The sequence below is a fragment of the Chryseobacterium sp. 22543 genome (assembly GCF_052044565.1).
Classification (GTDB): Bacteria; Bacteroidota; Bacteroidia; order Flavobacteriales; family Weeksellaceae; genus Chryseobacterium.
In genome coordinates this window covers 152,325-176,313 of the sequence record NZ_JBQENH010000007.1, presented here as the reverse complement: position 1 = coordinate 176,313, position 23,989 = coordinate 152,325, and the positions used below count along the sequence as shown (strand labels likewise).

Annotated in this window: 23 protein-coding genes; 4 read left to right on the top strand and 19 right to left on the bottom strand. The window is 35.4% G+C overall.

What is annotated here, in order from left to right; genetic code table 11:
- Nucleotides 1-39: 39 nt before the first annotated feature.
- From ACTJIP_RS20865 to ACTJIP_RS20840, 6 genes are all read right to left on the bottom strand, one after another.
- Nucleotides 40-588, bottom strand: coding sequence for a hypothetical protein (locus ACTJIP_RS20865; protein ID WP_228408631.1), 549 nt, complete (start codon nt 586-588; stop codon nt 40-42).
- A gap of 254 nt (nt 589-842) precedes the next feature.
- The gene (locus ACTJIP_RS20860; protein ID WP_077413947.1) at nt 843-2,015 is read right to left on the bottom strand and encodes an MBL fold metallo-hydrolase; all 1,173 of its coding nucleotides are present in this window, start codon (nt 2,013-2,015) and stop codon (nt 843-845) included.
- A 17-nt stretch (nt 2,016-2,032) separates the two neighbouring features.
- Nucleotides 2,033-2,686, bottom strand: coding sequence for an NAD(P)-dependent oxidoreductase (locus ACTJIP_RS20855; RefSeq protein ID WP_077413946.1), 654 nt, complete (start codon nt 2,684-2,686; stop codon nt 2,033-2,035).
- A 59-nt stretch (nt 2,687-2,745) separates the two neighbouring features.
- Nucleotides 2,746-3,156 (bottom strand): Rrf2 family transcriptional regulator, encoded by a 411-nt coding sequence (locus ACTJIP_RS20850; RefSeq protein WP_077413945.1) that lies wholly within the window; start codon nt 3,154-3,156, stop codon nt 2,746-2,748.
- Between the two features lie 66 nt (nt 3,157-3,222).
- Complete coding sequence (locus ACTJIP_RS20845; protein WP_426480734.1) at nt 3,223-4,173, bottom strand: hypothetical protein; 951 nt, start codon at nt 4,171-4,173, stop codon at nt 3,223-3,225.
- A 135-nt stretch (nt 4,174-4,308) separates the two neighbouring features.
- Nucleotides 4,309-4,743 (bottom strand): FKBP-type peptidyl-prolyl cis-trans isomerase, encoded by a 435-nt coding sequence (locus ACTJIP_RS20840; protein ID WP_077413943.1) that lies wholly within the window; start codon nt 4,741-4,743, stop codon nt 4,309-4,311.
- Nucleotides 4,744-5,040: 297 nt separating this feature from the next.
- Between ACTJIP_RS20840 and ACTJIP_RS20835 the strand changes: the two genes are divergently transcribed.
- Nucleotides 5,041-6,048: a catalase gene (locus ACTJIP_RS20835; RefSeq protein ID WP_180565189.1), complete on the top strand. Its 1,008-nt coding sequence runs from the start codon at nt 5,041-5,043 to the stop codon at nt 6,046-6,048.
- 207 nt (nt 6,049-6,255) lie between these two features.
- On the opposite strand, the gene ACTJIP_RS20830 is transcribed toward ACTJIP_RS20835, so the two are convergent.
- The 9 genes from ACTJIP_RS20830 to ACTJIP_RS20790 form a co-directional block, all read right to left on the bottom strand.
- Nucleotides 6,256-6,669 carry a nuclear transport factor 2 family protein gene (locus ACTJIP_RS20830; RefSeq protein ID WP_077413941.1) on the bottom strand — a complete coding sequence of 138 codons (414 nt, stop codon included), beginning with the start codon at nt 6,667-6,669 and terminating at the stop codon, nt 6,256-6,258.
- Between the two features lie 3 nt (nt 6,670-6,672).
- A complete protein-coding gene (locus ACTJIP_RS20825; RefSeq protein ID WP_219072239.1) occupies nt 6,673-7,200 on the bottom strand; it encodes a TetR/AcrR family transcriptional regulator in 528 nt (175 codons plus the stop codon).
- A 355-nt stretch (nt 7,201-7,555) separates the two neighbouring features.
- Entirely contained in the window at nt 7,556-8,599 is a 1,044-nt protein-coding gene (locus ACTJIP_RS20820; protein WP_047382297.1) for a TerC/Alx family metal homeostasis membrane protein, read from the bottom strand.
- 85 nt (nt 8,600-8,684) lie between these two features.
- A complete protein-coding gene (locus tag ACTJIP_RS20815; RefSeq protein ID WP_077413939.1) occupies nt 8,685-9,293 on the bottom strand; it encodes a TerD family protein in 609 nt (202 codons plus the stop codon).
- A 68-nt stretch (nt 9,294-9,361) separates the two neighbouring features.
- Nucleotides 9,362-10,309, bottom strand: coding sequence for a hypothetical protein (locus ACTJIP_RS20810; protein ID WP_428169179.1), 948 nt, complete (start codon nt 10,307-10,309; stop codon nt 9,362-9,364).
- A 16-nt stretch (nt 10,310-10,325) separates the two neighbouring features.
- The gene (locus ACTJIP_RS20805; protein WP_180565185.1) at nt 10,326-11,501 is read right to left on the bottom strand and encodes a toxic anion resistance protein; all 1,176 of its coding nucleotides are present in this window, start codon (nt 11,499-11,501) and stop codon (nt 10,326-10,328) included.
- 2 nt (nt 11,502-11,503) lie between these two features.
- Nucleotides 11,504-12,061: a TerD family protein gene (locus ACTJIP_RS20800; protein ID WP_077413937.1), complete on the bottom strand. Its 558-nt coding sequence runs from the start codon at nt 12,059-12,061 to the stop codon at nt 11,504-11,506.
- Nucleotides 12,051-12,875 (bottom strand): phosphoribosyltransferase family protein, encoded by an 825-nt coding sequence (locus ACTJIP_RS20795; RefSeq protein ID WP_077413936.1) that lies wholly within the window; start codon nt 12,873-12,875, stop codon nt 12,051-12,053. Before ACTJIP_RS20795 ends, ACTJIP_RS20800 begins: the two co-directional genes overlap by 11 nt.
- Nucleotides 12,876-12,883: 8 nt before the next feature.
- The gene (locus tag ACTJIP_RS20790) at nt 12,884-13,552 is read right to left on the bottom strand and encodes an HAD family hydrolase (RefSeq protein ID WP_440705043.1); all 669 of its coding nucleotides are present in this window, start codon (nt 13,550-13,552) and stop codon (nt 12,884-12,886) included.
- Between the two features lie 626 nt (nt 13,553-14,178).
- Between ACTJIP_RS20790 and fusA the strand changes: the two genes are divergently transcribed.
- Nucleotides 14,179-16,245, top strand: coding sequence for an elongation factor G (gene fusA / locus ACTJIP_RS20785; RefSeq protein WP_440705042.1), 2,067 nt, complete (start codon nt 14,179-14,181; stop codon nt 16,243-16,245).
- Between the two features lie 193 nt (nt 16,246-16,438).
- Here fusA and ACTJIP_RS20780 read toward each other — a convergent pair whose 3' ends face one another.
- Nucleotides 16,439-17,977, bottom strand: a complete 1,539-nt coding sequence (locus tag ACTJIP_RS20780; RefSeq protein ID WP_180565183.1) for a SulP family inorganic anion transporter — start codon at nt 17,975-17,977, stop codon at nt 16,439-16,441.
- Between the two features lie 622 nt (nt 17,978-18,599).
- On the opposite strand from ACTJIP_RS20780, the gene ACTJIP_RS20775 reads away from it, so the two are divergent.
- Both ACTJIP_RS20775 and ACTJIP_RS20770 read left to right on the top strand, forming a co-directional pair.
- Nucleotides 18,600-19,028: a helix-turn-helix domain-containing protein gene (locus ACTJIP_RS20775; protein WP_077413933.1), complete on the top strand. Its 429-nt coding sequence runs from the start codon at nt 18,600-18,602 to the stop codon at nt 19,026-19,028.
- A gap of 11 nt (nt 19,029-19,039) precedes the next feature.
- Nucleotides 19,040-19,375: a helix-turn-helix domain-containing protein gene (locus ACTJIP_RS20770; RefSeq protein WP_428169183.1), complete on the top strand. Its 336-nt coding sequence runs from the start codon at nt 19,040-19,042 to the stop codon at nt 19,373-19,375.
- Nucleotides 19,376-19,834: 459 nt separating this feature from the next.
- Here ACTJIP_RS20770 and ACTJIP_RS20765 read toward each other — a convergent pair whose 3' ends face one another.
- From ACTJIP_RS20765 to ACTJIP_RS20755, 3 genes are all read right to left on the bottom strand, one after another.
- A complete protein-coding gene (locus ACTJIP_RS20765; RefSeq protein ID WP_077413931.1) occupies nt 19,835-20,650 on the bottom strand; it encodes a hypothetical protein in 816 nt (271 codons plus the stop codon).
- A 1,016-nt stretch (nt 20,651-21,666) separates the two neighbouring features.
- Nucleotides 21,667-21,888, bottom strand: a complete 222-nt coding sequence (locus tag ACTJIP_RS20760; protein WP_077413930.1) for a phosphate ABC transporter substrate-binding protein — start codon at nt 21,886-21,888, stop codon at nt 21,667-21,669.
- A gap of 496 nt (nt 21,889-22,384) precedes the next feature.
- On the bottom strand, nt 22,385-23,902 hold the full coding sequence (locus tag ACTJIP_RS20755; RefSeq protein WP_077413929.1) for a TROVE domain-containing protein: 1,518 nt from the start codon (nt 23,900-23,902) through the stop codon (nt 22,385-22,387).
- Nucleotides 23,903-23,989 lie beyond the last annotated feature (87 nt).

Genomic DNA, 23,989 nt, shown 5'->3' with positions numbered 1-23,989 from the left:
ATTACCCAGGTTCCGGATACGTTATGCGTATTTTATTCTTTATGGAAATTCAATGTTCAGCATTTTTTTAGTCTTTCTGTCAAATGCTACATTGATAAACGGGAAAACCTTATCTCTTTTGCTTACTTCTCTTATTAAGATCATCTGTCCCAGATTGGGATTATCCAGAAATTCAAATCCCTGAAACTGTATTTCTGTAATCGGGCCTAATTCAGAATCCATTCTTGAAATTGTTTCTTTGACTACTTCTTTTTTAGGCTTAAATTTTGGCTCAAACATTTCAAGAATTCCTTTATCATCTTTATTAATCAAAAATGAATTGATCTTATCAATTTCCGGGTATATATCTTTTACTTCCTGCAGTTCTTTTCGAGTGAATGATTTTGTAAAACTGGCTCCGTCTGATAAAAGTAATTTTGTTTTGATGACATCATATTCTCTAGGCTTTTGATTCTGAAAAACTATAAATGCAATATTGGCAGCATTGGATACAGCTCTTTGAGGCTGGCTATTGATCAGTTTACTGTCTTTAATCTCCACTTCAAAAAAATCACCGGATTTTCCATTCAGTGTTTGTACTCCTTTCATCGTTTCAACATAGCCTCCGTAAAACTTAAGAACTTCATTAACAGATTTTTTATCTTAGGAGGTTGTCGCCAGTTTACCACAGCTGAATAAAAACAGCAATAACAGAAAAGGCAGAATTTTAATTAATTTCATTGGTTATTATTTGATTTTAAAAATAAATTACAGATTCTCTTCTCTTTTTAAAGAAGGTTTTCTGCTAATCAAATATAACAAAAAGTACATGTAAAATTTACATGTACTTTTGATTCTTATCATTACTTCAAAATCTTAAGCGTTCCTTTCGGATGGGTAAATGTACCATCAGGACCTGCAATATTTGAATACACTATATTTTGATTATAATCCTGAATATGGGTTACGTTGAAGCCAAGATGTGGCTCATGCCAATACACCATAAAAACATTCTTCGCTACTTCTACAGCCGTATATTCTACAGTATCTGTACTGTTTTTTGAACTTCCGGCTGTTCCTGTAAACGTCATTGTTTTGTTATCTTTAAAATCAAGAAGGAATTTCACCGCTCCAAAATCAACTTCCACTTTATTCCTGATTGCCGGATAAGGTAATTTCAGATCCCAAGCCATTTCGCCAAAAAAAACTTTTGCTCCCATTCCCAGCTCATCTTTTCCATGAAGATCAGGATATTTTTTAACCATAAAATCTACAACAGCAGAAGATGTTTTGTTTTCAGTGACTGCTTGTTTATAGTTTTCCAAATAGCTTTTCACAAAATCAAGAGATTTTGGAGTGGTAGAAAGTTCTGCAAAATGAGAAGGAACAACCTGCTCCGGCTTCAATGCTTTCATTGCATCAATCTGTCCTATCCATTGATCAATTGCTTTCACATTTTGTGTATCTGCCATCCAAAGGTGTGAGCCTATGGAAACCGAAATACCACCCGCAATGGTTTTGATGGAAGGAATCCAAAGAAAACTATGTGCCGGATCTTCCGGGTTTTGTCTGATTTCAATTTTGTTTCCTTCAAGATCAGGAATTGAAACAGCTGCTTCAGGAACAATAATTTCTGATGGAGCATCTGCTTTCAACTGTGGTTTCCATACTCCCATTTTATCATCTTTTGAAGCTGATATCAAATAGGCTGTCTGAGCTGTTGAGATAATCTTTGCATTAGGAAAAGCTTTTTTGATGACATCCAACCCGAAATAAAAATCAGGGTCGCTGTGAGAGATAAAAACTGTTTTCAGGTTCTTTCCTGTTGCTTTTATTTCTTTCACAAGCTGCTCTGCATATTGCTTCTGAAATTGAGCATCAACAAGTATGGCATCTTTATCTCCATAAATAATGGTGGAAGTAATCGGGAAAATAGCTTTGGTTCCCGGATTATACACTTTTACTTTAAGGTTTCCGGCAAATATGCTGATAAATCCCAATAGCGTTAATATCGACAATAATTTCTTTTGTATCATTTCTGTTCTTTTATGTATTAATATGCAGCTGTAAAACGTTCTCTGATATGGTTGTTCTGTTCCAGTTCATCTACCAAAACTACGGCTACATCTTCTACAGACAGACGGCTTCTTCCGTTTTCATCAAATACCGGAGTTTCTAATGATGTTCTGTATTTTCCTGTTCTTTCTCCTACATTTGCCGGGTTCATTTCTACTGCAGGGCTGAAGAATGTCCAATCCAGCGTGTTGTTTTCTTTGATTTTGTTCAGATAATCTCTTGCTGCTGTAGCACCTGGCTTGTAAGCATCCGGAAAATCAGGTGTGTCTACGATTTGTATATTATCCGAAGTATAAAGGCTACCTGCTCCCCCTACTACGATAAGTCTTTTTACCCCGGACTGTTCTACTGCTTTTTGAATATTCTCAGAACCATTCAAAAAATCGTTATAAAGATTAGGATTCGTCCATCCTGCGTTGAAAGTACTGATGACAGCGTCGCTTCCTTTTAGTGCTTCAGCCAAGTCATCTACATTGTTTACATCAACGCTTTTTGCTGTTACATTTGCCTGTGATTTTACCTTAGATGCATCTCTTACCAATGCTTCTACAGCATATCCTCTGTCTGCTAATTCTGCTACTACGTGTGCACCTACAAATCCTGTTGCACCGATTACTGCTACTTTTTTCATAATGTTTATTTTTAAATTAAATTGTAATAAATTTTGTTACATTTAAGGTTAAAAAATTTTTACTCGAACTGGTCAGCGAATTCCTGTAATGACTTGTCTCCTAAAAACTTTACTACCAAATGATCTGTTTCTTCAAATAATGTATTTAAATGAACGTTAATTTCCTTTCCAACACTGCAGGCCGGATTAGGATTCTGATTTTTTTTACCCAATACTTCTGTATTTTTTACTGCTTTATAGATCTCCGAAATGGTGATCAGTTCCGCATTTTTGCCAAGCTGACTTCCTCCTTCTTTCCCTTGTCTGCTAATCATCAGACCTGCTTCTCTTAATACGCTGATCTCCTTTCGGATAATCACCGGATTCACATTGATACTACCGGCGATCCACTCGGAAGTAAGCCACTCCTGAGGGCTCTTCGCCAATAATGTCATGATATGTATTGCCGTAGCAAATCTTGTATTGTTCATTGTAATTACATTGCAAAGGTAAACATTTTTTCAAATGTAACAAATTTCATTACAGTTAATTTTTTCTTAAAGGATTAATTTATCCAAATCAAGCAGTAGATAATTGATATTCTGATTGATGGTACGGGTGGCTGACTGCATCTGATTGAGCATGGCAGCACGGTTATTGAGATCATCTGCTCTGTAAAATCCTCCATCGCTGAAGATCACAGACTTATCCGCAGCTTCTTTTACATCATCAAACTGATAATGAAGCCATCTCAACTTCATATTTCCTATGATAGAGTATTCTTCTTTGTTGGAAAATTTTTTCTCAGTATACATATACCAAATGAAAGGTGGGAAGTTTGGGGATTCCAGTTTTTCTTTCCAGATATCCCTCAAAAGATTTCTCTGGTGGATAAATTCTACTTTTTTTCCCTTGGGATTAAGGGTTGCCAAACCAAACCCTGCTCCTAAAATACCTCCTCCGATACCAATTGCATTATCCCAGCCGTCACTTTTTACAATTCCACCCGCAATGGATGAAGCTGCTCCGGCAATGATAGAATATAAAATCAGTTTGTTATTTCTGGAGGCATTCAGATTATCTACATAGCTTCCAATCTGAGCCACTCTTTCTCCTTCACAGTCAAATTCTGCAGCTACAGCATCCAGCTCTGTTAAAGCAATGGTAATTCTGCTGTTGATTTTGGTTTTAAGCTGCAATATTTTCACCTGTGAGGTGAGGGAAGAATCTTTTTTAAGTTCGATGATTTTGTGTACATCATCAAGGTTTCCCAATGCATTTAAAATTAACACACTCTGATCGGTAAACATTCCGCTGAGTTCTTTATTGGCAGTTAGAATAGAATCCGAATTATAAGACGGAAGCTTATTATTGTAATTGTATTTAAAAGGTGCCTTACAGTAGCTGTCCTTAAGGGTAAGAATATTCTGCTGGATTGCCTGGTTCTTTTTGGAAACACACGACACCAGTAGGCTAACCATAGCAATAAGGTAGAAGAGTTTTTTCATTCAGTCATATTTTTGTGTTGCCTGACGTATTGTAAAATAAATTTCTTCATTTTCACAATTCATCTATACGAATATAACACAAATAAAAAAATTTACCTGAAATCAGGTAAATTTTTAATTTATTTTTAAGAAGGATTATTTAATATCCAGTAATTCAACTTCAAAAACAAGCGTACTGTTTGGTCCGATTTCTTTGCTGATCTCCTGATCTCCATAAGCTAAATGCGGTGGAATGATCAATCTCCATTTGCTTCCAACCGGCATCAGCTGAAGTGCCTCTGTCCACCCTGAAATCACTCTGTTTAAAGGGAAAGATGCAGGTGTACCTCTTTTTACTGAGCTATCGAATACTTTACCGGAAATAGTGGTTCCGTGATAGTGACATTTTACAGTAGATTTAGGACCTGGTTTTGGACCGTCTCCTTCTGTAATGATCTCATACTGTAAGCCGCTTGGTAATTGCACAACGCTTTCTCTCTTACCATACTCTTCCATATATTCTTTACCCTCTTTCAGGTTCTTTTCTGCCAATTCTTTTTTACGTTTAAATAACATATCTGCTACTCCCATATTATAATTTTTTACAAAGATAAGGCTTTTTTAGGCTTGGAAGAGGGAAGCATGAGGATGGAAGATTAAAAATCCTGAGTATTTCCACATCAAACAATACGTTTTAATTTATTCTTATTTAAAACAATTTTACACTAATAATCAACAAGTTAAATAGTATATTGATCGAAATTCAGCAATCATATTGCCTTACATTTCTTTATTTAAAAGCATCTTTTCAACAAAGTTCAAATAATTGTAATACTTACTTAACACAGATTTCGAAACTTGGCGTTATAATTGGATTTTAAAAACTAAATGCCAAATCCATTAAAATATAATAAGAAGTTTGATGAACTGAATGAGGAGGAAAAAAAGCTTCTTGAAATCAATAAAAAAACAATTGCTGATTTTGTTGAGCAGTCCTCTTCCATCAGTGACGTCAATTATGCAACCCGAAACGCCCATGCTAAAACATATGCCGTAGCAAAGGGAACGTTCTGGATTGAACCTGATATCCCGGAATCACTGCATCCTTTTTTTGATAAGGAAAAATTCGATCTGACTATACGATTTTCCAATGCTCAGTTGAAAATTAAGAATTCAAAAAAAGATATTCCGGCGTATGGCTTTGCTGTACAAATCAAGGATGAGAACAGTGGATTACTTGCCAATTATCCATTGGTGAATTTTCCTTTGTTCCCTGTCAGTTCTGTTTCTACTTTTCTGAAATTGTTTACAGCAATTAATCGGGTTTATATGAAGCAATGGAGCAGTTTATTTTCTATGTTTGTTCAGCTGATCAAAACACTACCCTCTTTATTGACAGGCGATATGCTTCGTAATATGCTTATGCTTATTGGGAAAAGAAATGATTTTATCCTGTCCTTTGATTATTATTCTGTAGGAGCTTACCGACTGGGAGATCAGATCATTAAAATAAAGTTAAGTCCTCAATCTGTTGATAAAAATACAGGCAGGAAGCAGAAGATCAAAGATTCTTTGACAAACTATCTTCAAACTCATGATTTCACTGCAGATGTTATGATACAGATTTGTTATGATTTAAAAGATCAACCGGTCAACAAACTGAATGTTGAATGGAAAAATTCTCCATTTATTAAAATTGGTGAAGTCAGAATCAACAAAGATTCCTTATTGGATTCACGCAATTGCACGAATGAGCTTCTTTCATTCAATCCTTTTGAAAGTAAAATGTTCTTCCAGCCCGTAGGGAAAATACAGAAACTGCGTGATGAGGCTTATAAAATTTCTTTGCAAACGCGAAGAAAGATTAACAAACTGCTGCATGGGAAAAACAGTTAAAATAATGATGAATTATAAATGATGAGTTATAAATTTTTGAATGCAAAACAAAGATTTTATCTAAAAAAGAGCATTTCTTGGAAGTGTCATTCTGAACGAAATGAAATGTAGTGAAGAATCTCACATCATTGTTTATCATTAAGATTCTTCCTTCGTCAGAATGACAAAAACCAAATAATTTGAGTTTTGAGATAATTTCTTATTATTTTATCTGAACTTTCGATCTTCTTCGTTGATAGCTAAATCATTGATACTTGCATATCTTTTCGCCATCAGCCCATTTTCATCAAACTCCCAGTTCTCGTTTCCATACGCCCTGAACCAGTTTCCATCTTTGGTCTGATATTCATATTCAAAGCGAACCGCAATGCGATTATCCGTGTGTGCCCAATATTCTTTTTTAAGCTTATAATGAAGTTCTTTATCCCATTTCTTTTGAAGAAATGCTACAATCTCTTCTCTACCATTCACAAAGGTATCTCTGTTTCTCCATTCGCTGTTGATAGTATATGCTTTGGAAACTTTTTCAGGGTTCTGACTGTTCCAGGCATCTTCAGCCAATTGAATTTTTTCCAATGCCGTTTCAAGAGTGAAAGGCGGAAGCGGGTGTTTTTGTTCCATGATTTATTGTATTAAATTGGTGACTATTTTTTTTGATTTTTCAATTAATTCATTGGATTTGAAAAGCTGGCTTTCTATAATACTGCTCTCAAAAAGCATATAAACATGGTCGGATAGTTCATCATCATCTATCAATTCTGAAAAATAGTTTCTGAGATCAACTTTATGGGACTGAATGACACTCAGAATTTTAATATTATCCATTGGGATTTCTGATAAAATATTCAGGAAACTGCATCCCCGAAAGTTTTCCTTTTTATTCATATAGACCAGAAAATCGAAAGCTTTGGTAGTTTTAGATTTTGAATCTTGTTCTTTTGCTAAGAAGTTATGGAGTTCATTGAACCAATATTCATGTCTTACCTTCAGAAATTCTACACACAGGTCTTCTTTGGATTTAAAATACTGATAAAAGCTTGCCTTGGCAACTTCTGCTTCTGAAATAATCTGATTGATTCCGGTAGAATTATAGCCTTGTCTTGCGAACAATTGAAATGTGGTTTCTATAATTCTTTCTCTTGGGGATTTCATATGCTTTTCTTTTCTGGAACAAATGTATGAAAAAAAACAATATACAGACCAGTCTGTCTATTTTTATTTTTTAAATATTTCTTTTATTTTGTTGGAAACGCAAAGGCGCTAAAGTTTTTATAAGAATGTGTCAAGGCGCAAAGATTTTATCTTCGATAAAATTGAATACCGCTAATAATATGGCTTTGAATAATGCGAATAATTAATATAAGTAATTATCCTTGCTGAAAATCTTTGATTTTCTTGCGTCTTAAAAGCAGCATAATTTTTATCTTCTTTGCGCCTTTGCGTTCTTCCAACAAAAAAGCCTCCAGAATTGAATTCCGGAGGCTTTTATATATATTTTTAAATAAAATTATTTTTCTTCTAATTCTTCTTTCTTCTCTTCTTCTTTTTCAGGGAAGATGATGGATAAAAGAACAGAGATCACTAATACTCCTCCTACAATTCCTAAAGAAACCGGAGACGTAATATGAATCCATGGTGCAATAAGCATTTTAACTCCAATGAAGGAAAGGATAATCGCCAATCCATAAGGAAGTTTGCTGAACATGTGGATAAAGTTCGCTAACAGGAAATATAATGATCTTAATCCTAAAATCGCAAAGATATTCGATGTATAAAGGATGAAAGGGTCATTAGAAATCGCAAAAATAGCCGGAATAGAGTCTACCGCGAAAAGAACGTCAGTAAATTCGATAACCCCTACTACCACTAAAAGAGGAGTTGCCATTTTGATTCCGTTCTGAATGGTGAAGAATTTATCTCCGTCATAGTTGTCAGAAACTTTCCAGAAACTCTTGATCAGTCTTGCTCCTGCTGTATTGCTGTAATCTTCGTCGTCATCGTCGCCACCGTCGCCCCATGATTTGATACCCGCATACACAAGAAATAATCCGAACAGTGCCATAACGATATTGATTTGTACAGCTTTACCAAAAATATTCATTTCAGGAAGATAAGTCAGATTGATCAATCCTACTCCTGCAAAGATGAATATAGCCCTGAAGATCAATGCACCGATGATTCCCCAGAAAAGAACCTTGTGATGAAGGTATTTCGGAACTTTGAAGAAACCGAAAACAAGGATAAATACAAATAAATTATCTACAGACAAGGCTTTTTCAATCCAATAGGCGGCCTGATACTGTGTAAATTTTTCTATTGCCAAAGCATGGCTTTCAGGGCTTCCATCGGTATTGAATACCCAATACACCACTCCTGAAAAAACCATTGAAAGCGAAATCCACACGATAGACCATATGGTAGCTTCTTTGGAAGAGACTTCATGACTTTTTTTATTAAATACCCCTAAGTCCAGGAGCAGCATGATAACGACTGTTATTGCAAATCCCCACACCAGACCTGGGTGCAGTTCTAAAATACTTTGATGTTCCACGTGAGTTATGTTATTATATGATAAAAGCAATAGATGTACAGAGTACAAATATTGCTATTTTATTTATCTTTTGATTTACAATTGATTATAGATAATTCATCTGTACCGTCTGGATCGTCTGCTCCAGCTTTTTGTCTGCTGTAGGATCTCCGATAGCGTTGAATTTCCATTCTCCGTTTCTCTTATAGAAAACACCCATTACCATGGCAACATGTCCGTTGAAAGAAGCATCATTTGCAATATCATATTTTGCAAACACTTCTCTCACATTGGTAGGTGTTCCTTCATAAATACGGATAGAAGCAAAAGGAATTGTTCCGAAGTCCTGGCCTCTATAGCTGTTCAGTACCAGTGCTACGTGCTCTACATTCGGCTCCAGCTGGCTGAAATCTACTGTGATCACCTCGTTATCCAATCCGTCATCTCCGTTTACGTCACCGGTAAGATCATCTCCGCTGTGTTTTACAGATCCGTTTCTGGATTTAAGATTTCCAAAATAGATTACTTCAGTAACGTTTTTGTTTGAATCATATAAAATACAGCTTCCGTCTAAGTCTACTGCTTCTTTTTTAGTTCCAAAAAATCCTTTCTTTTCAATTGCTCCCCAGTTGATTCCTACACAAGCTTGGGAAAGCTCAGCTCCATTTTCTTTTTTAAGGTTAATTCTCTGACCTTTTTGTAAGTTGATAGCCATCTTTTTATGTTTAGTTGTTATTTACATTTTGCAAAAAAGCGAATCTTCTTTGCTTTTCAAATTTCGTCTTAGTTATTATTTAAATTCAAATTAAGCATTGCCCGCAGAATATTTGTTTCTTCGTCAAAATCAAATATTTTGCTCATAATATCTATATTTTCCAGGTTTTTGATATAATCTTTCAAAACACCTTCCACTTCTGCCGGTAAAGTACGTTTTCTTTCGCTCATACTATGTTCCAGCTGTTCATTTTTGCTTCTCAACTGATCAATAATGGAACTCTGATTAGATTGATTTTCAGAAATATCCAGCTTGTCCAGTTCTTTGTCAAAAAGATACAATTTCTTTTCGTCAACACTGAAAATAAAATGATCATCAGACTGAAAGATTTTGAAAAGTTCATAATCATGGGTTCCTATGAGGTAACCACATACAAAACGGACTTTAAACACTTGTATATTAAGCCTTCCCAACAGTTTTCTTTCAATGGAGTAATCTTTATACTGATATGCGGGAAATGAATCGGATTTCAGCAGTGTTTCATCTGCTTCCGCTCTATAAAATTCCTGAGCATATTTTTTATGAAAGTATAATACATTATCCCAATTGGCCGTAAAACTATCTTCCGTAAGATCTTTATACAAAGTTTTCAGATGCTGGGAAAATACACCGCTGTACATTTTCCTGTCGGTCTGAAAGCTATCTACCCGTCTTTCTTCAAAACCTGAAATATATTTACTGTTGATGTTAATTTCATTGATGACCGCCAGCATATCATTTTCCTTCTGCTTTTTAATTTTAGTCAGAAGCTCTATGAGACTATCTGTATACTGCAGGTGAAAAAGTTCCAGTTTATTGTAATCTAAAGCTGTATTTTCCTGAAACAGATTGTGGATAATATCTGTTTTGATATAGATTGATATGATATCAATATGTTCAAAAAAATTAGCAAGAAGCTTAAGCTTTGTTAATCTTCTTTTGCTTTGCGACAATATGGTTGCTGCATCATCCCCCACCTTAGTATTCTATAAATTAACCTCTGACATTCGCTTTAAGTTCATGCTCCAATGTCTGAAGATCCTGATCCAGTTTTCTTCTGTTATCTGCTCCCTGTTTCTGGATTTGTTTCACTTCATTCAATGTATTGATAAGCATTGATGTTGTTTCTTTTAATGTTTCCACAGATACGATAGTCTGCTCGTTCGCTCTGGCAACATTCACAGAATTCTGTCCAAGACGTTCCGCATTCTTTCTTAAGATCTCTTCTGTAGTAGAAGACACTTTCTGCTGGATCTCAATATTCTGCTGCTGTCTGTACATCGCCACAGCAAGTGAAAGCTGGTTTTTCCATACAGGAAGTGTAGTGGTAAGAATAGTCTGTGCTTTTTCAGCAATAGAAACGTTGTTATTCTGTACGAGCCTGATCTGTGGAAGCGACTGCATCATGATCACACGCACCACCTTAAGATCAGCCATTCTTCTGTCTAATCGTGCGATAAAATCTCTTTTATCTGCAATCTGATAATCCTGAAAATTCTGAGGGGCAGTTTCCATCTGAGCAAGTTCTACTGCAGCTCTTTCCATTCTTAGATTTCCTGCAATCACAAGATCTTCAATCTGCTTGATAGAATTCACATTGCTTTCAAAGATAGTCTGAAGTACAGCATTATCTTTTGTGGAAGTAATGATTCCTGCGTTTACTTTATAAGAGATCTGCTCAATATTATTGATGATCTTATCATATTTTGTAAACAAGTTCTCTACCTGAGTTATTACCTTTTTCATGAATGGTAATTTACTTAGGAAACTTTTCACTTTATTTCCATTAAGCTCTTCAACATCCACATAATTAAGCTCTACCAAAAGATCATTGATAAGCCCTCCTACTTCACCTGAATTGGATCTTCTTACGTTTCCTAAGAAGCTGTCACTCTGGTTGGTTAATGTTTTCTGAAGTTCCGCCCCAAAATTCACGATGGAACCAGGATTAGCTTCATCAATAGAGTTCGCCAGAACTTCATATTTCTGACGTTCTTCTGACTGCAGCTGCGTCAGATTTACATTTCCTTCTCTGTCTACAAGAACCGCCGGCGCTGCGTTTTGGACAGGCTGAGCCGGTGTTGGCGGAACCATTGGAGTAGGTTCAAAGGTTTTAAGAGGTTCTATTGATCCTAGTGGATCTATGGGTTGATTTTCCTTATTGTCCATGATTACTTCTGATAAATTGATACAAATTTGTCAAGGCCATCTCTTTGTCCTGCACCTACAGCCTCAAATTTCCATTCTCCGTTTCTGTTGTAGATTCTTCCGAATTCTACAGCGGTTTCGATTGAGAAATCTTCGTCTAATTCATATTTTAAGATCTCTTCATTCGTATCTGTATTGAAAATTCTGATGAAAGAATTTCTTACCTGTCCAAAATTTTGTTTCCTTGAATCTGCTTCGTGAATGGTTACCACTACTGTAATTTCTTTGATCGCATCATCAATTTTTGTAAGATCAATTTTGATCTGCTCATCATCACCTGACCCTTCTCCTGTAAGATTATCTCCTGTGTGAATTACAGATTTGTCCGGAGACTCAAGGTTGTTATAGAAAATAAAGTGGTTATCTGAAACTAATTTTTTGTCGTCCCCCAGCAAAAATAAAGATGCATCAAGGTCGAATCCTGTTCCTGTAGAAGTATTATTGATATCCCATCCTAAACCTACAGTAAATTTAGGTGCGTTAATATTTTCTCTTTGTCCTTTTTGTAAGTTAATAGCCATAATATAATTCCGTTTGTGTTAAAGTATTGATGTTATTTTCGTATTCTTTTATTAAATGATAATTGTTGCTGATAGCCAGCTCCAAAAGCAGATCCATCTGTTCTTTTTTTACTTTAGACGTAAGATAATCAAAATTACTTGAATCCAGGCCTAAAATATATTTTACAATCCTTGTATTGAACTGAAAACTTTCTTTGTTCATCACTTCTGCAACATGTTTTACATTTTTCACGGCATAGTAATTGAAAAAGTTTTCAATTTTAGGATCAAGGTCAAAATTCATCAGTTCAGCGTAATACATGAATATAAAGTCTGCTTCTACACTATATTCATTCAGAATTCTGTTGACTGTATATTCATGGCTTCCCGTGATTTTTATATCGTCTATAAAAATACAAAGTTTTCCTCTCAAAAAATCCTTATCAATATAATAAGTATCATTTGCGATCAGATTTTTCCGATCTTCAAAATTCAGATTCCCATAATCTGTAATATAAGTGTGATTACGATTGATCTTAGATAAAATACTCGACTTCTTTCCTTTCTGAAACAGATAAAAATCCAGATGTTTCTTAAAGTAAAAGCATAAAAAGTTGGAAGCTGTAGGAATCGCCATATATGGGCTTGGCAGCACTACAATCTCTTTATCAGTATTAAAAAGCTCCTCATTTTCAGAAATAAATCCGTCGAATAATTCTCTTGCAAATTTTTCAGCATACGACTTATCGCCATACTTGAAATAGCTGTATTCCGCAGGTGAGAAAGTAAACTCATCCGCCGAATGAATGTGGTGTAAGCTGTATCTTTTATTCATGTTTATTTTTAGTGTTTAAGTAAGTGTGCACTGAAACCGAAGTCTTTTGCTCCCTGATAATCTGCTACCAGATTGTCTCCGATATGCAGGATCTGATGCAGCGGCAAATCCTGATCCTTGATGTTATTTTTCACTTCCTGGAAAATGAGCGGATTCGGTTTGGAACAGTTAATTTCATCAGAATAGATATGAAAATCTATGTACTGATCCAGCTTTTCATGGATCAGAAATTTCCTCATGGTTTTTCCCTTGATGAACCCTGTGTTGCTCAGAATATTAATAGTCTTTCCCTGATTTTTGATATTCTCAAAAAAATTGTGAATATTTTCAAAAATCACAACCGGCCTGTATTCCAGAAACAATTCTTCACTTTTACTATAAAACTCATTAAGCTTTTCTTTATTCAAAAGTTTTACATCTACATCCAGAGAACCAAGAATCATCAGATAAATCTCAAAAGTGTCTATATTCCCTCCTGTCACTTCATTAATGGTATTGCAAAGATCATCATAATATTTTACGGTTTTCGCAACTTCATTCATCGGTTTTTCTACATTGAAAAATGAGGAGAACAGCTCAACTCTTTTTGTTTTAAATTCAGGATGAGATTTTATTAAAGTGAGCCACAGGTCAAAGGAAAAATGACAGTGTTTATGGATGTCGATATCTGTTTTCAATAGGTTTTAAGTTAAAAGTTTTTATTAGCTTCTTGAAAAAGATTTAAATTTTTTTAATCATCAACAAGTGTTTATAATACTATTCTTCCCAAAGATAAAATATTTATCATAAAAGCATTACCTTCGATATCTGTTTTAAGATATTTTTATGAAATTTCACAATTTTGACAGATTCACAGAAGATGATTGACGAAGTGTTTAATATCAATCCACAAAAAAATATTTTCAAAAATTCTTTGGAAATCAAAAAAAAATTATAATTTCGCAACCGATTAACAATCAACAATGTCAACAAAAATGATAAATATTATAACGTTAAGCAATCCTGTCAGAGCTGTGTTCTTTGGCAGCACTGAATATTTATCTGAATAGTCTATAGATCTTTTATACCCAAAAATATATTGAAGACCTATCTATTCGGATAGGTCTTTTTTGCTGCCCTATTTTCAGACTTTAACAATTCAAAAAACTTCTGTTATTTGTTAAGATCTCTGAAAATTTCTCTTTGATACAAAATACAAAAAATGTTTTACCGGCTTTATGAGACCGGAGTGTATTTTGTGCTCATTTTTTTCAGACCCTTTTCAAAATACAGATCTAAAAATCAACAACTTAAATCAAACAAAATGAAATACAATACACGAAATATAGGGATCATAGCACATGTAGATGCGGGAAAAACAACTTTATCGGAACGAATTCTTTATTACACAGGACTCATTCATAAAATCGGTAATGTAGATGATGGAAATACCACCATGGATAAAGATATTCAGGAAAGAAACAGAGGGATTACGATTTCTTCTGCTGCAATTTCTACCCAATGGAAAAAAGATAATAATGTGTACAATATCAACCTTATTGACACTCCGGGACACATTGATTTTGCGGTGGAAGTGGAACGTTCTCTAAGGGTTCTGGATAGCGTTGTTGCCGTTTTCTGTGCCTCTTCCGGTGTTCAGCCACAAACTGAGAATGTTTGGTTTCAGGCAGAAAAACACGGAATCTCCAAAGTTTGTTTCATCAATAAAATGGACAGAGTTGGGGCAAACTTTTTTGCGGTTCTCAATGATATAAGAAACAAACTGAATGCTGTTCCTATGGCTCTTCAGATTCCGATTGGAGCTGAAGTACATTTTGAAGGCGTTATTGATCTTATCAAAATGAAAGCTTTATACTGGGCCGATGAAAACGGAGAAACCATTGTGGAAAAAGAAATCCCTGACAATTCTATTGCTGAGGCAGATGAATACAGAACAACCTTACTGGAAACGCTTGCAGAATACGATGAGACTTTCTTTGAAATCTTTATGGATAATGAACAAAACATCACCGTTGAAATGATTTCGGAAGCTATACAAAGAGTCTGCAGATCCGGATCGGCTGTTCTCGTTTTATGTGGTTCTGCTTTTAAAAATAAAGGAATCCAGCCTCTACTTGATGCTGTCGTAACTTATCTTCCGGCTCCTGATCAGCTTGCTGACCTGCAGGGAAAAGACCCTCACACACAGGAAATGATAACATTGGAAAGAAATGAAGCTGCTGCTTTTTCAGGGCTTGTTTTCAAAGTATTGATTGATAAACATATGGGCAGGCTGGCTATGCTTCGTGTATATTCCGGAACGATAAAATCAGGGGATACTTTATTGAATGTAAGAACGGGTGAAACCTTCAGGATTTCAAGAATCTTACAAATGCAGTCGGATAAAACGTTATCGTTGGAAGAAGCTAAAGCAGGAGATATTGTTGCTTTAACCGGAATAAAGGATGCCAAAACCGGAGATTCTTTATCTTCTTCGGATAAACCGATATTATTGGAAGCGATTACAATTCCAACTCCTGTTATCAGGATAGCTATTGAACCGAAAACCAATGGCGACGAGAAATCTTTTGGCTTGGTACTGGCAAAAATCCAGGAGGAAGATCCTTCTTTGGTGGTTGAAAGAGACGCTCAAACCGGAGAAACTTTATTAAGTGGATTAGGAGAGCTTCACCTTGAGGTCACTTTGGAAAAGATCCGTCTGAATCATGGTATTGAAATTAATCGGGGAAAACCTAAAGTTTCTTACCGTGAGATCTTAACGGAAACCAAAGTTCACAGAGAAAAGCTTTCCAAACAAAACGGAGGAAGTGGTCAGTTTGCTGACATCAGCTTTGAAATTGGACCAGGAAATGATCATGAACATGGATTGGAATTTATCAATATGATCAAAGGAGGAGTTATTCCCACTGAATTTATTCCTTCTGTTGAAAAAGGATTCAGAGAAGCTATGGAAAACGGACCTTTAAAGGGATATCCTCTGGAAAACATGAAGGTCACTCTTCTGGATGGTTCTTTCCACGCTCAGGATTCTGCTGCATTTGATTTTGAAATTGCCGCAAGAGAAGGATTCAAAGCGGCAGCAAAAGGATGTAATCCCAAACTGATGGAACCTATCATGCAGGTAGAGATTCAAAGTATTGAGGAATACACGGGTGCTGTTACTGCGGATATCAACAGAAGAAGAGGAATTATCACTTCTATTGATGAAAAATCAGGAAGAAAGATTTTTGCAGCAGAAGTTCCGTTAGCTTCAACTTTCGGATATATTTCTGATCTGAGAACATTGACGAGCGGAAGAGCTTCCATCAGCATGAGATTATCGCACTATGCTTTAGTGCCTGATTTTATCGCGAATACATTAATCACCTAAACAAGCAAGGACTGTAGATTTTTCTTACAGTCCTTGTCTTGTTTGTGAATGATCAATTGTCAATCCGCTGCGCTTGTCAATTTTTTATACTACAACAATTCACTATTGACTGTGACATTGTGAATGGTCAATCGTCAATTCGCTGTGCTTGTCAATTTCTAAATGCTACAACAATTCACTATTGATTCCTGCCCTATTTTTCCGGCATCACTTTATAAGTTGGATCTTCCTGAATATTCACTTCCACTACTGCTTCGGCATTTTTCAATATTTTCCGGCAGTCTTCACTGAGATGCCTTAAGTGTAATGTTTTATTTTGTTCTTTATAACGGTTAGATAGCTTACCTAACGCTTCTATCGCACTCATATCCACAATACGGCTTTCTTTAAAATCAACAATCACTTGCTCTGGATCATTCATTGGATCAAATTTATCTGTAAATGCTGTCACTGAACCAAAAAACAAAGGTCCATATATTTCGTAGTATTTAACTCCGTTTTCATCTACATGCTTTCTTGCCCTGATTCTTTTGGCATTATCCCAGGCAAAAACCAATGCTGAGATGATAACACCAATTAAAACAGCTAAAGCCAGGTTATGTAAAATCACAGTAATTAAAGCTACAGTAACCCCAACAAAAATATCTGATTTCGGCATTTTATTAACAATCCTGATCGATACCCATTGAAAAGTACTGATTGCTACCATCATCATGACTCCTACCAAAGCAGCCATGGGAATTTTTTCAATGACAGGTGCTCCACACAAAATGATTATTAAAATAAGAAGCGATGCTATTATTCCTGACAATCTCGCTCTTGAACCTGCATTAAGATTGACCAAAGTCTGCGCTACCATTGCACAACCACCCATTCCACCAAAGAAACCGTTGGTAATATTGGCTAATCCCTGTGCTACGGATTCTTTATTTGCACTTCCTTTTGTATTTGTGATTTCATCCACCATGGATAATGTCAGAAGAGATTCGATAAGACCTACTCCGGCCATAATTAAAGCATATGGAAAAATAATTTGTAAAGTTTCCAGAGAAAAAGGAATCTGCGGAATGTGAAAACCAGGAAGGTTTCCACTGATATGAGCAATATCTGCTACTGTTTTGGTTGGAATATCAAATCCAAGAACTACAGCAAAGACAATAATAATGGCTACAAGAGAGGCAGGAACTGCTTTCGTTATCTTTGGAAAAAAGTAGACTACGGCGATCGTCAAGACAGTTAAACCAGCCATTATATACAAAGACATTCCCTGCAGCCAGTTTACAGCTCCACTGCTGTCTGTAGTTTTGAACTGTTCCACCTGCGCCATAAAGATAATAATGGCCAATCCGTTCAGGAATCCATACATAACCGGTTGTGGAATCAGTCTCACAAATTTCCCCAATTTAAATACACCTACGAGCATTTGAAGTATTCCGGCCAGTGCTACAGTAGCAAAAAGATATTCTATGCCATGAGACTTTATGAGAGCAATCAATACAACAATGGTTGCACCAGCTCCTCCGGAAACCATTCCCGGTCTTCCTCCCAAAACAGCTGTTACCAGTCCCATCATAAAAGCGGCGTAAAGCCCTGTAAGCGGGGACAAACCGGCAAGGATAGCAAATGAAAGAGATTCGGGAATCATCGTCATCGCTACCGTAAAACCGGCCAGCAGTTCATTTTTATAATTTATTTTCTTCGAAAAGTCGAATAAGCCTATAGTATTTTTCATTGATTTGCAAAGGTATGGACTGTCCCTATGGTATACAATTTTTCTTTTTATCATTTTTCTATGGTGAAACCTATGACATGTAAGCAATTCACACATTAGTTCTTATAATATGTTAATTTTAATTAAAATAAGCATATAAAGTATGATTTTTACATTTCTATCTCTTTTTACATCTTATTTTTGTTTACATTTGAAACCGAATAAGCAATTATTTGGTACTAATTAAAGAATTCAACGCGTAAAAAGCTGTATATCAATTTATCTACAGCTTCAACTCATAGAATTGTATAAAAACCTTAATAGGTCATATATTATTTACACAAATGGCAGGAAGAGAAGTTTGAAGGAGAAGAAGAGAAAACCCATTGAAAATAAAGAATATATCCCAAGTACATTAAGGTGACTCCTACCCACCTGTTTTTAAGTTATTTGGTAAGTTACATATCCGTTTTTTAAGACTCATCATCTTATTAAACGCAATTTAACATTCTTACATCATAATTTCTATTTCTTAACAATTTCAAACTGAAGTGAATCATTTCCCAACACATAAGATAATATATAAAACCTATTTTCGTTTTTTTGATACATAAGTTTAAACAAAAGAATAATATTCAATAAAATGTTATATAAAGAAATCCATATTGGAAAGTTTATTAAGGAAAGGGTAGATGAAAATGAAATAACAATAGAAAGGATATGTAAATTTTTAGGTAAAGATGAAGGAGCAATCGAGGTAATGTATGACAGCAAATCGATGGATACGGATCTTCTTCTAAGATGGAGCAAATTATTGGAATATGATTTTTTCAGACTTTACAGCTCACATTTAATTTTATATGCACCTCCTTCTGCCATCAACAAAAACCAGCAGAAGTCCGAAAAAACGCCTTATTTCAGGAAAAACATTTACACTCAGGAAATCAAAGATTTTATTATGAAAAGAATTCTTTCCGGTGAAATGACCCAAAATGAAGTCATTAAAGAATATTCTATTCCGAAAAGCACTCTTCACAGATGGCTTCAGAAGAGCGATAATGTAAACGGATAAACAGATAAGACATGCGCCCCAATTACAAAAAAATTTATCAGGATATGCTTAGGATGGAATATCCTGAAAAGCTGAAAGACCCAAAAATCAAAGAACTTCTTGAAAAACTGAATACCAGTGAGGATGTTCTGAAGTTCAATGAAAAACTGTTCAAACAGTCCAGAGAAAATCAAAAACTTAAAACCTATGACAGGCATACTATGTTAAAACTGCTTCAGTATCAGAAAAAGCATGGTCATTCAACAAGCTATATGTCGAGAAAATATAAGATAAGCAGAACTACTCTTTCAAAATGGAAACTCATGTTTGAAGAAGAGCTTGATACAATGAAAAGTGCCGGTAAATAATTTACCGGCATTTTTTAAAGGTAATGATAAGGAAAAAACCGGGCTTTCGTTTGCCGGAGTCGAACCGGATAACCTTGCCGGAGTGACCGGCTTCGTTATTCCTCCCTTAATTGCGTTACGATGAATTTTTTCCTAACGATACTTTATAATCGTACTATAAAGAAGCTGGAAGTGGGGAGAAGAAAGAGGATAAAGTCTGAAAATCGATCTGACTTTATAGAAAATTATGTACAAAGAGATCTTTCAACGTCCCACTTCCGGCTTCTGATTTATGAAAACAAGGCAACAACCGAATAATGCAGTCGTGCTCTAACCAACTGAGCTACTCTTCCTATGTACATCGTATTTTTTTCTGTGGAAGAGACGGGACTCGAACCCGTGACCCCGTCGTGATGAGCGAAGTAGCATTTTTCTACGGCACTTGTTTGTTTTTATTTTTCTTCCTCAGCTATATATGTTTTATTTAACGATAGGATGAACTCTGGCATTTTCAGGGTGATAACTTAACCCAAACCCTCTCCATCCGGAAGACCAGTAAAGAATCATTTCCTTTAAATAAGGAATGTCTTTAGTTTCATCATATTTATAATTTTCATTAAATATTTGTTGTACCTCATCAATAATTTCAGGGTAGAACATTTGATCTTCTTCATCATATACATCTGTATAAATATTAAGATGCTCTCTTAACTCATATAGCAAATAAGTTCTGAAATCCCAGCCCAGAATGTTAACATCCGAACCACTAACGCTTACTACAGGATTCCATTTTAAGTTCTCATTGTTTACAACACATGCTGAATTCCTAACAGGTAATAACTGCGGAAGTTTCGAAAACCACTCGTCAAATATTTCTTTTTTTCTTTCTAAAGAATTAGGCTTTACTCCCCACGATTTCAGCCAAACATAATTCACACTAATAATATCATCCCACACCCATTTGTAAAAACATTTTATTTGACTGATAATTTCCTCTTCATTTTCAAGCCAATTATAAAAGAAGGTACATTCTTCTGTAATCAGCTCTCCTTCATCTTCGTATTCAACAATTTCTTTTTTGTCGATGGCATGAAGAATCTTTAGAAATTCTCTATGTTCAGAAGTAAAACTGACCTCATATTTTCTCTCAATATCGTCAATCTGTTCCTCAGAAAGCCCTTGCCATCTGGCTCCGTAAAATCCTTTGGGACAATTTTCATCATCTACCAACCATAGTTTTTCAGTACTTTCTTTGACCCAGTATAAAAATTCGGTCAGATTACTTGGTATATCCATTGTTATTAATTTTAAAATAAAAAGAGGCAAGATTCGAAAAGACTTGTACAAGATCACTTTCATGACCTTCTGGAGTCGAACCAAATTAAACCGAAGTAGGCCTTTTCTACGGCACTCTTTTATGCAAATCAAGGTAATGTTTTTCAGAATCTTCCGTGCATTTGCTCTACCTGCTGAGCTACCTCTCCTTTTCGAGGGAAAAGGCAGGATTCGAACCTGCGACCCAATGTTTATTCAATCTCGAAGTATGATTCTAAGACGACACTTGATTTTTATTTTAGTAAGGTAATTAAATCAAACAGAGCCTTATACGGGGTGTTACCATTTCTACTATCTGCGATTGCAGAACAGGATTCGAACCTGTATTACCACCCCTAAAGAAGTAACTCTGTTTTACGACACTTGCTTTCTATGTTTATTCATAGTTATTCGTTTTCTTTTTACAAAATTATATTGTCACTGCGCATTCCATTTACGCACTTATTTTTATTTAAATTTTGTTCGTTTTGCCTTGAAGCAAAAGAACTAAAAGTTCAAGACCTGGAAACTCCGGCTAAAAATAATCTCTACTCTCTAAAAATTCTAAACTTGCGCGAATTTACCATTAGTTCTTCGTTTCCTTTACTGTGTCGCGCTTCAAACAATAGAATTTTCTTAACGTTCGCAAAGTTTATTTTTTTAACGCCTCCGTTTCCTATGTCACATTTCCATAGCTGTCATCGCTGGAAATTTCGCCCTTTTTATTATTATTTTTTCATGAGTGTGATTTAAATAAAAGAAGCCAGGTTCAAAAAAGACTGATATAAGATCATTTACATTCTGGAGTCGAACCAACTTATACCGAAGTAAGTATTCTCTACGGCACTCTTTTATATAATCAGGGCAAAACGGCGGAATCTTTTCTTTTTCTTCTACTCTATCTTTTGAGCTACATTCCGTTTACAACAGGTATGGCAGGAATTGAACCTACATCTGAAGACTTAACTCGAAGTATGATTCCAAAACGGCACCTGATTTTAATTTTTCCATTGAGTTTTTCTATATTTCTTCCAGTTTCGCTGGAATTTTGTATACTTTGCATTCACCACCTCATAACCGTGTGGGAAACAGTATGAACAACCCATATCATCTCCGTGCATAATTCTTGAAATCTGTACACCGGAAATTTTCTTCGGAAAGTCAATCAATCCATATTCATTGAATCCGAATTTTTGTCTTACCACTTTAATTTTTTTCATAAGTATTGAGTATTAACCTCAATACAGTGCTTCTTTCAGATTTGGTTTATGATGAATCATGGTTATTATTTTTTTCTTTTGCAAATTTAGATAGCTACTGCGCATTCTTTTTACGTAGTTATGTTTTTATTAAAAACCAAGCAAGTTAATAATAAGAATAATTGATATTCAATTGGAAGTTGACGATGAAACTCTTATCAACGGCATTGGTTAGCTAGCGGGCAATCATATGAAAGACTCTGTCTGTTTTTGGAATCGAAGGATGTCTTTCTAACGGCACCGATAGTATTAACACTGCAAAATTATATTGTATGTACGCAATCTTTTTACGTAGTTTATTTTTATTTAAACATTTGTTCGTTTCGCCTTGAAGCAAAAGAACCAAAAATTCAAGACTTGGAAACTTTTGCTAAAAATAACCTCAACTCTATAAAAATTCTAAACTCGTACGGATTTACAACTGATTTATTATGTTATTTTTTAAAAGCAGTGCCAACTACAGCACTACTTTTTGAATCATTTTCACTGCAGATTTCTTGTCTTCCAAAGCATTCAGCACATCGAAAATTTTGTCTGACCAACCTGCAATAAGGTATACATCATTCTTTCTGACATCAAGTGGCTGTTGGCCATAACCTGCCAGGTCAAAAATATACAGTTTTGCATGAGGAGCGATGGCTTTATATCTATTCCAAAGGTCTTCAAAAGAGTTTCTGCTTCCAATGCTGTTCCACATCTGAGTATCGGTAAAAAGCATTACTTTATCTACCTGTTCTTTTCTTTTGATCAGATCTTCGATGACCAGATAACCATTGGTAGAATAGCCTACTTCACCTTCTCGTTTATAAAATGCGTCTACATTTCTTAAAATACCGTTTTTAGGCATTGGAATTCTTAACCAACGGTCACCAAAGATACCTGTTACCACATTTTTACATTGTGACTGCAAGTTCATAGACATCAGCAAACCGATATCATACAGCAAAATTTTACTTTTATTGGAAACTGCTTTCTGCATAGAACCGGATACATCCGCAGCGATAACTACCGAAGTATCAAAACCAAAGCCTTTGATATTTTTAGCACTTACTACCACAGCATCTTCCAATGCCTCCAATACTGAAGCCAAATAAGGAGAATCTATAGTCTTTAATTCTCTGTAGGCCGCCAGAAATCGGAATGGGAGCTGCTTTGAATTGGATACTGCTCTTTCATCAGAAAGATATCTGCAGACTTTATTCATGGCATCAGATGATACTCCGGCTTCCAGGATATTCCTCAGGTTTCTCATGGTTGCCATATAGCCCAATTTGTTGCTGAAGATCAGTTCTTCCCATTTGTTTTTGAAAGCCAGTTTTCTTTCTGTATCATCTGCAAATTTCGTCTGCCCCAAAACAGAAAGTTCAACTTCCCATGTATAAGGGGTTTCCAATGTATTATTGGCAATTTTATTGAAAACAGATTGTTGATTTTCATCTTTAGCTTTCGGATGAACCAGAAAGAGTGCGTCTTTCAGAGTTACTTCTGCTTTCCTATTGTATTTTGCAAACTGATATTCATCGAATTTATTAAATGATTTTACCAAACCTTTCTGAATCTGCTTTGACAGTCTGTTCAGTTTTTTGGTATCTGTTCTTTTATTTGCAAGCTGGTAGTACGCCAGTAATTCTGTAATTTCATCTGCTCTCTGTACTACTTTATCTACCGTTTTACTTACCAGATCCGTACCGGAAGCCTGCTTCGCCAGTTCGGTAGTCAATACCAATGGAATGGAACGCAAATACATATCTTTTCTTGCATACACCGCCAGTTTAGCTACAAATTCGGGATCATTTTTTTTGATCAGAGACTGGATTCTTTTCAATCTGTCATTTCCTTTTTCATAGTTGGTATCTGAAAGTCCTGTTGTAACAACAGCACTATACAATTCTTCGGCAGGTGTCATCGCATATGCTTTTTCACCTTCGTAGTTCAATACTACTTTAGTTTCTTTTTTAAAAAAATTAAATTTCATGGTTACTGTTTTTGGTTAAACATTGGAAAGATTGGTACTTCCTCTCTGATTTCTGATGCAAAGTAAAAACAGTATTGCGCAACCTTT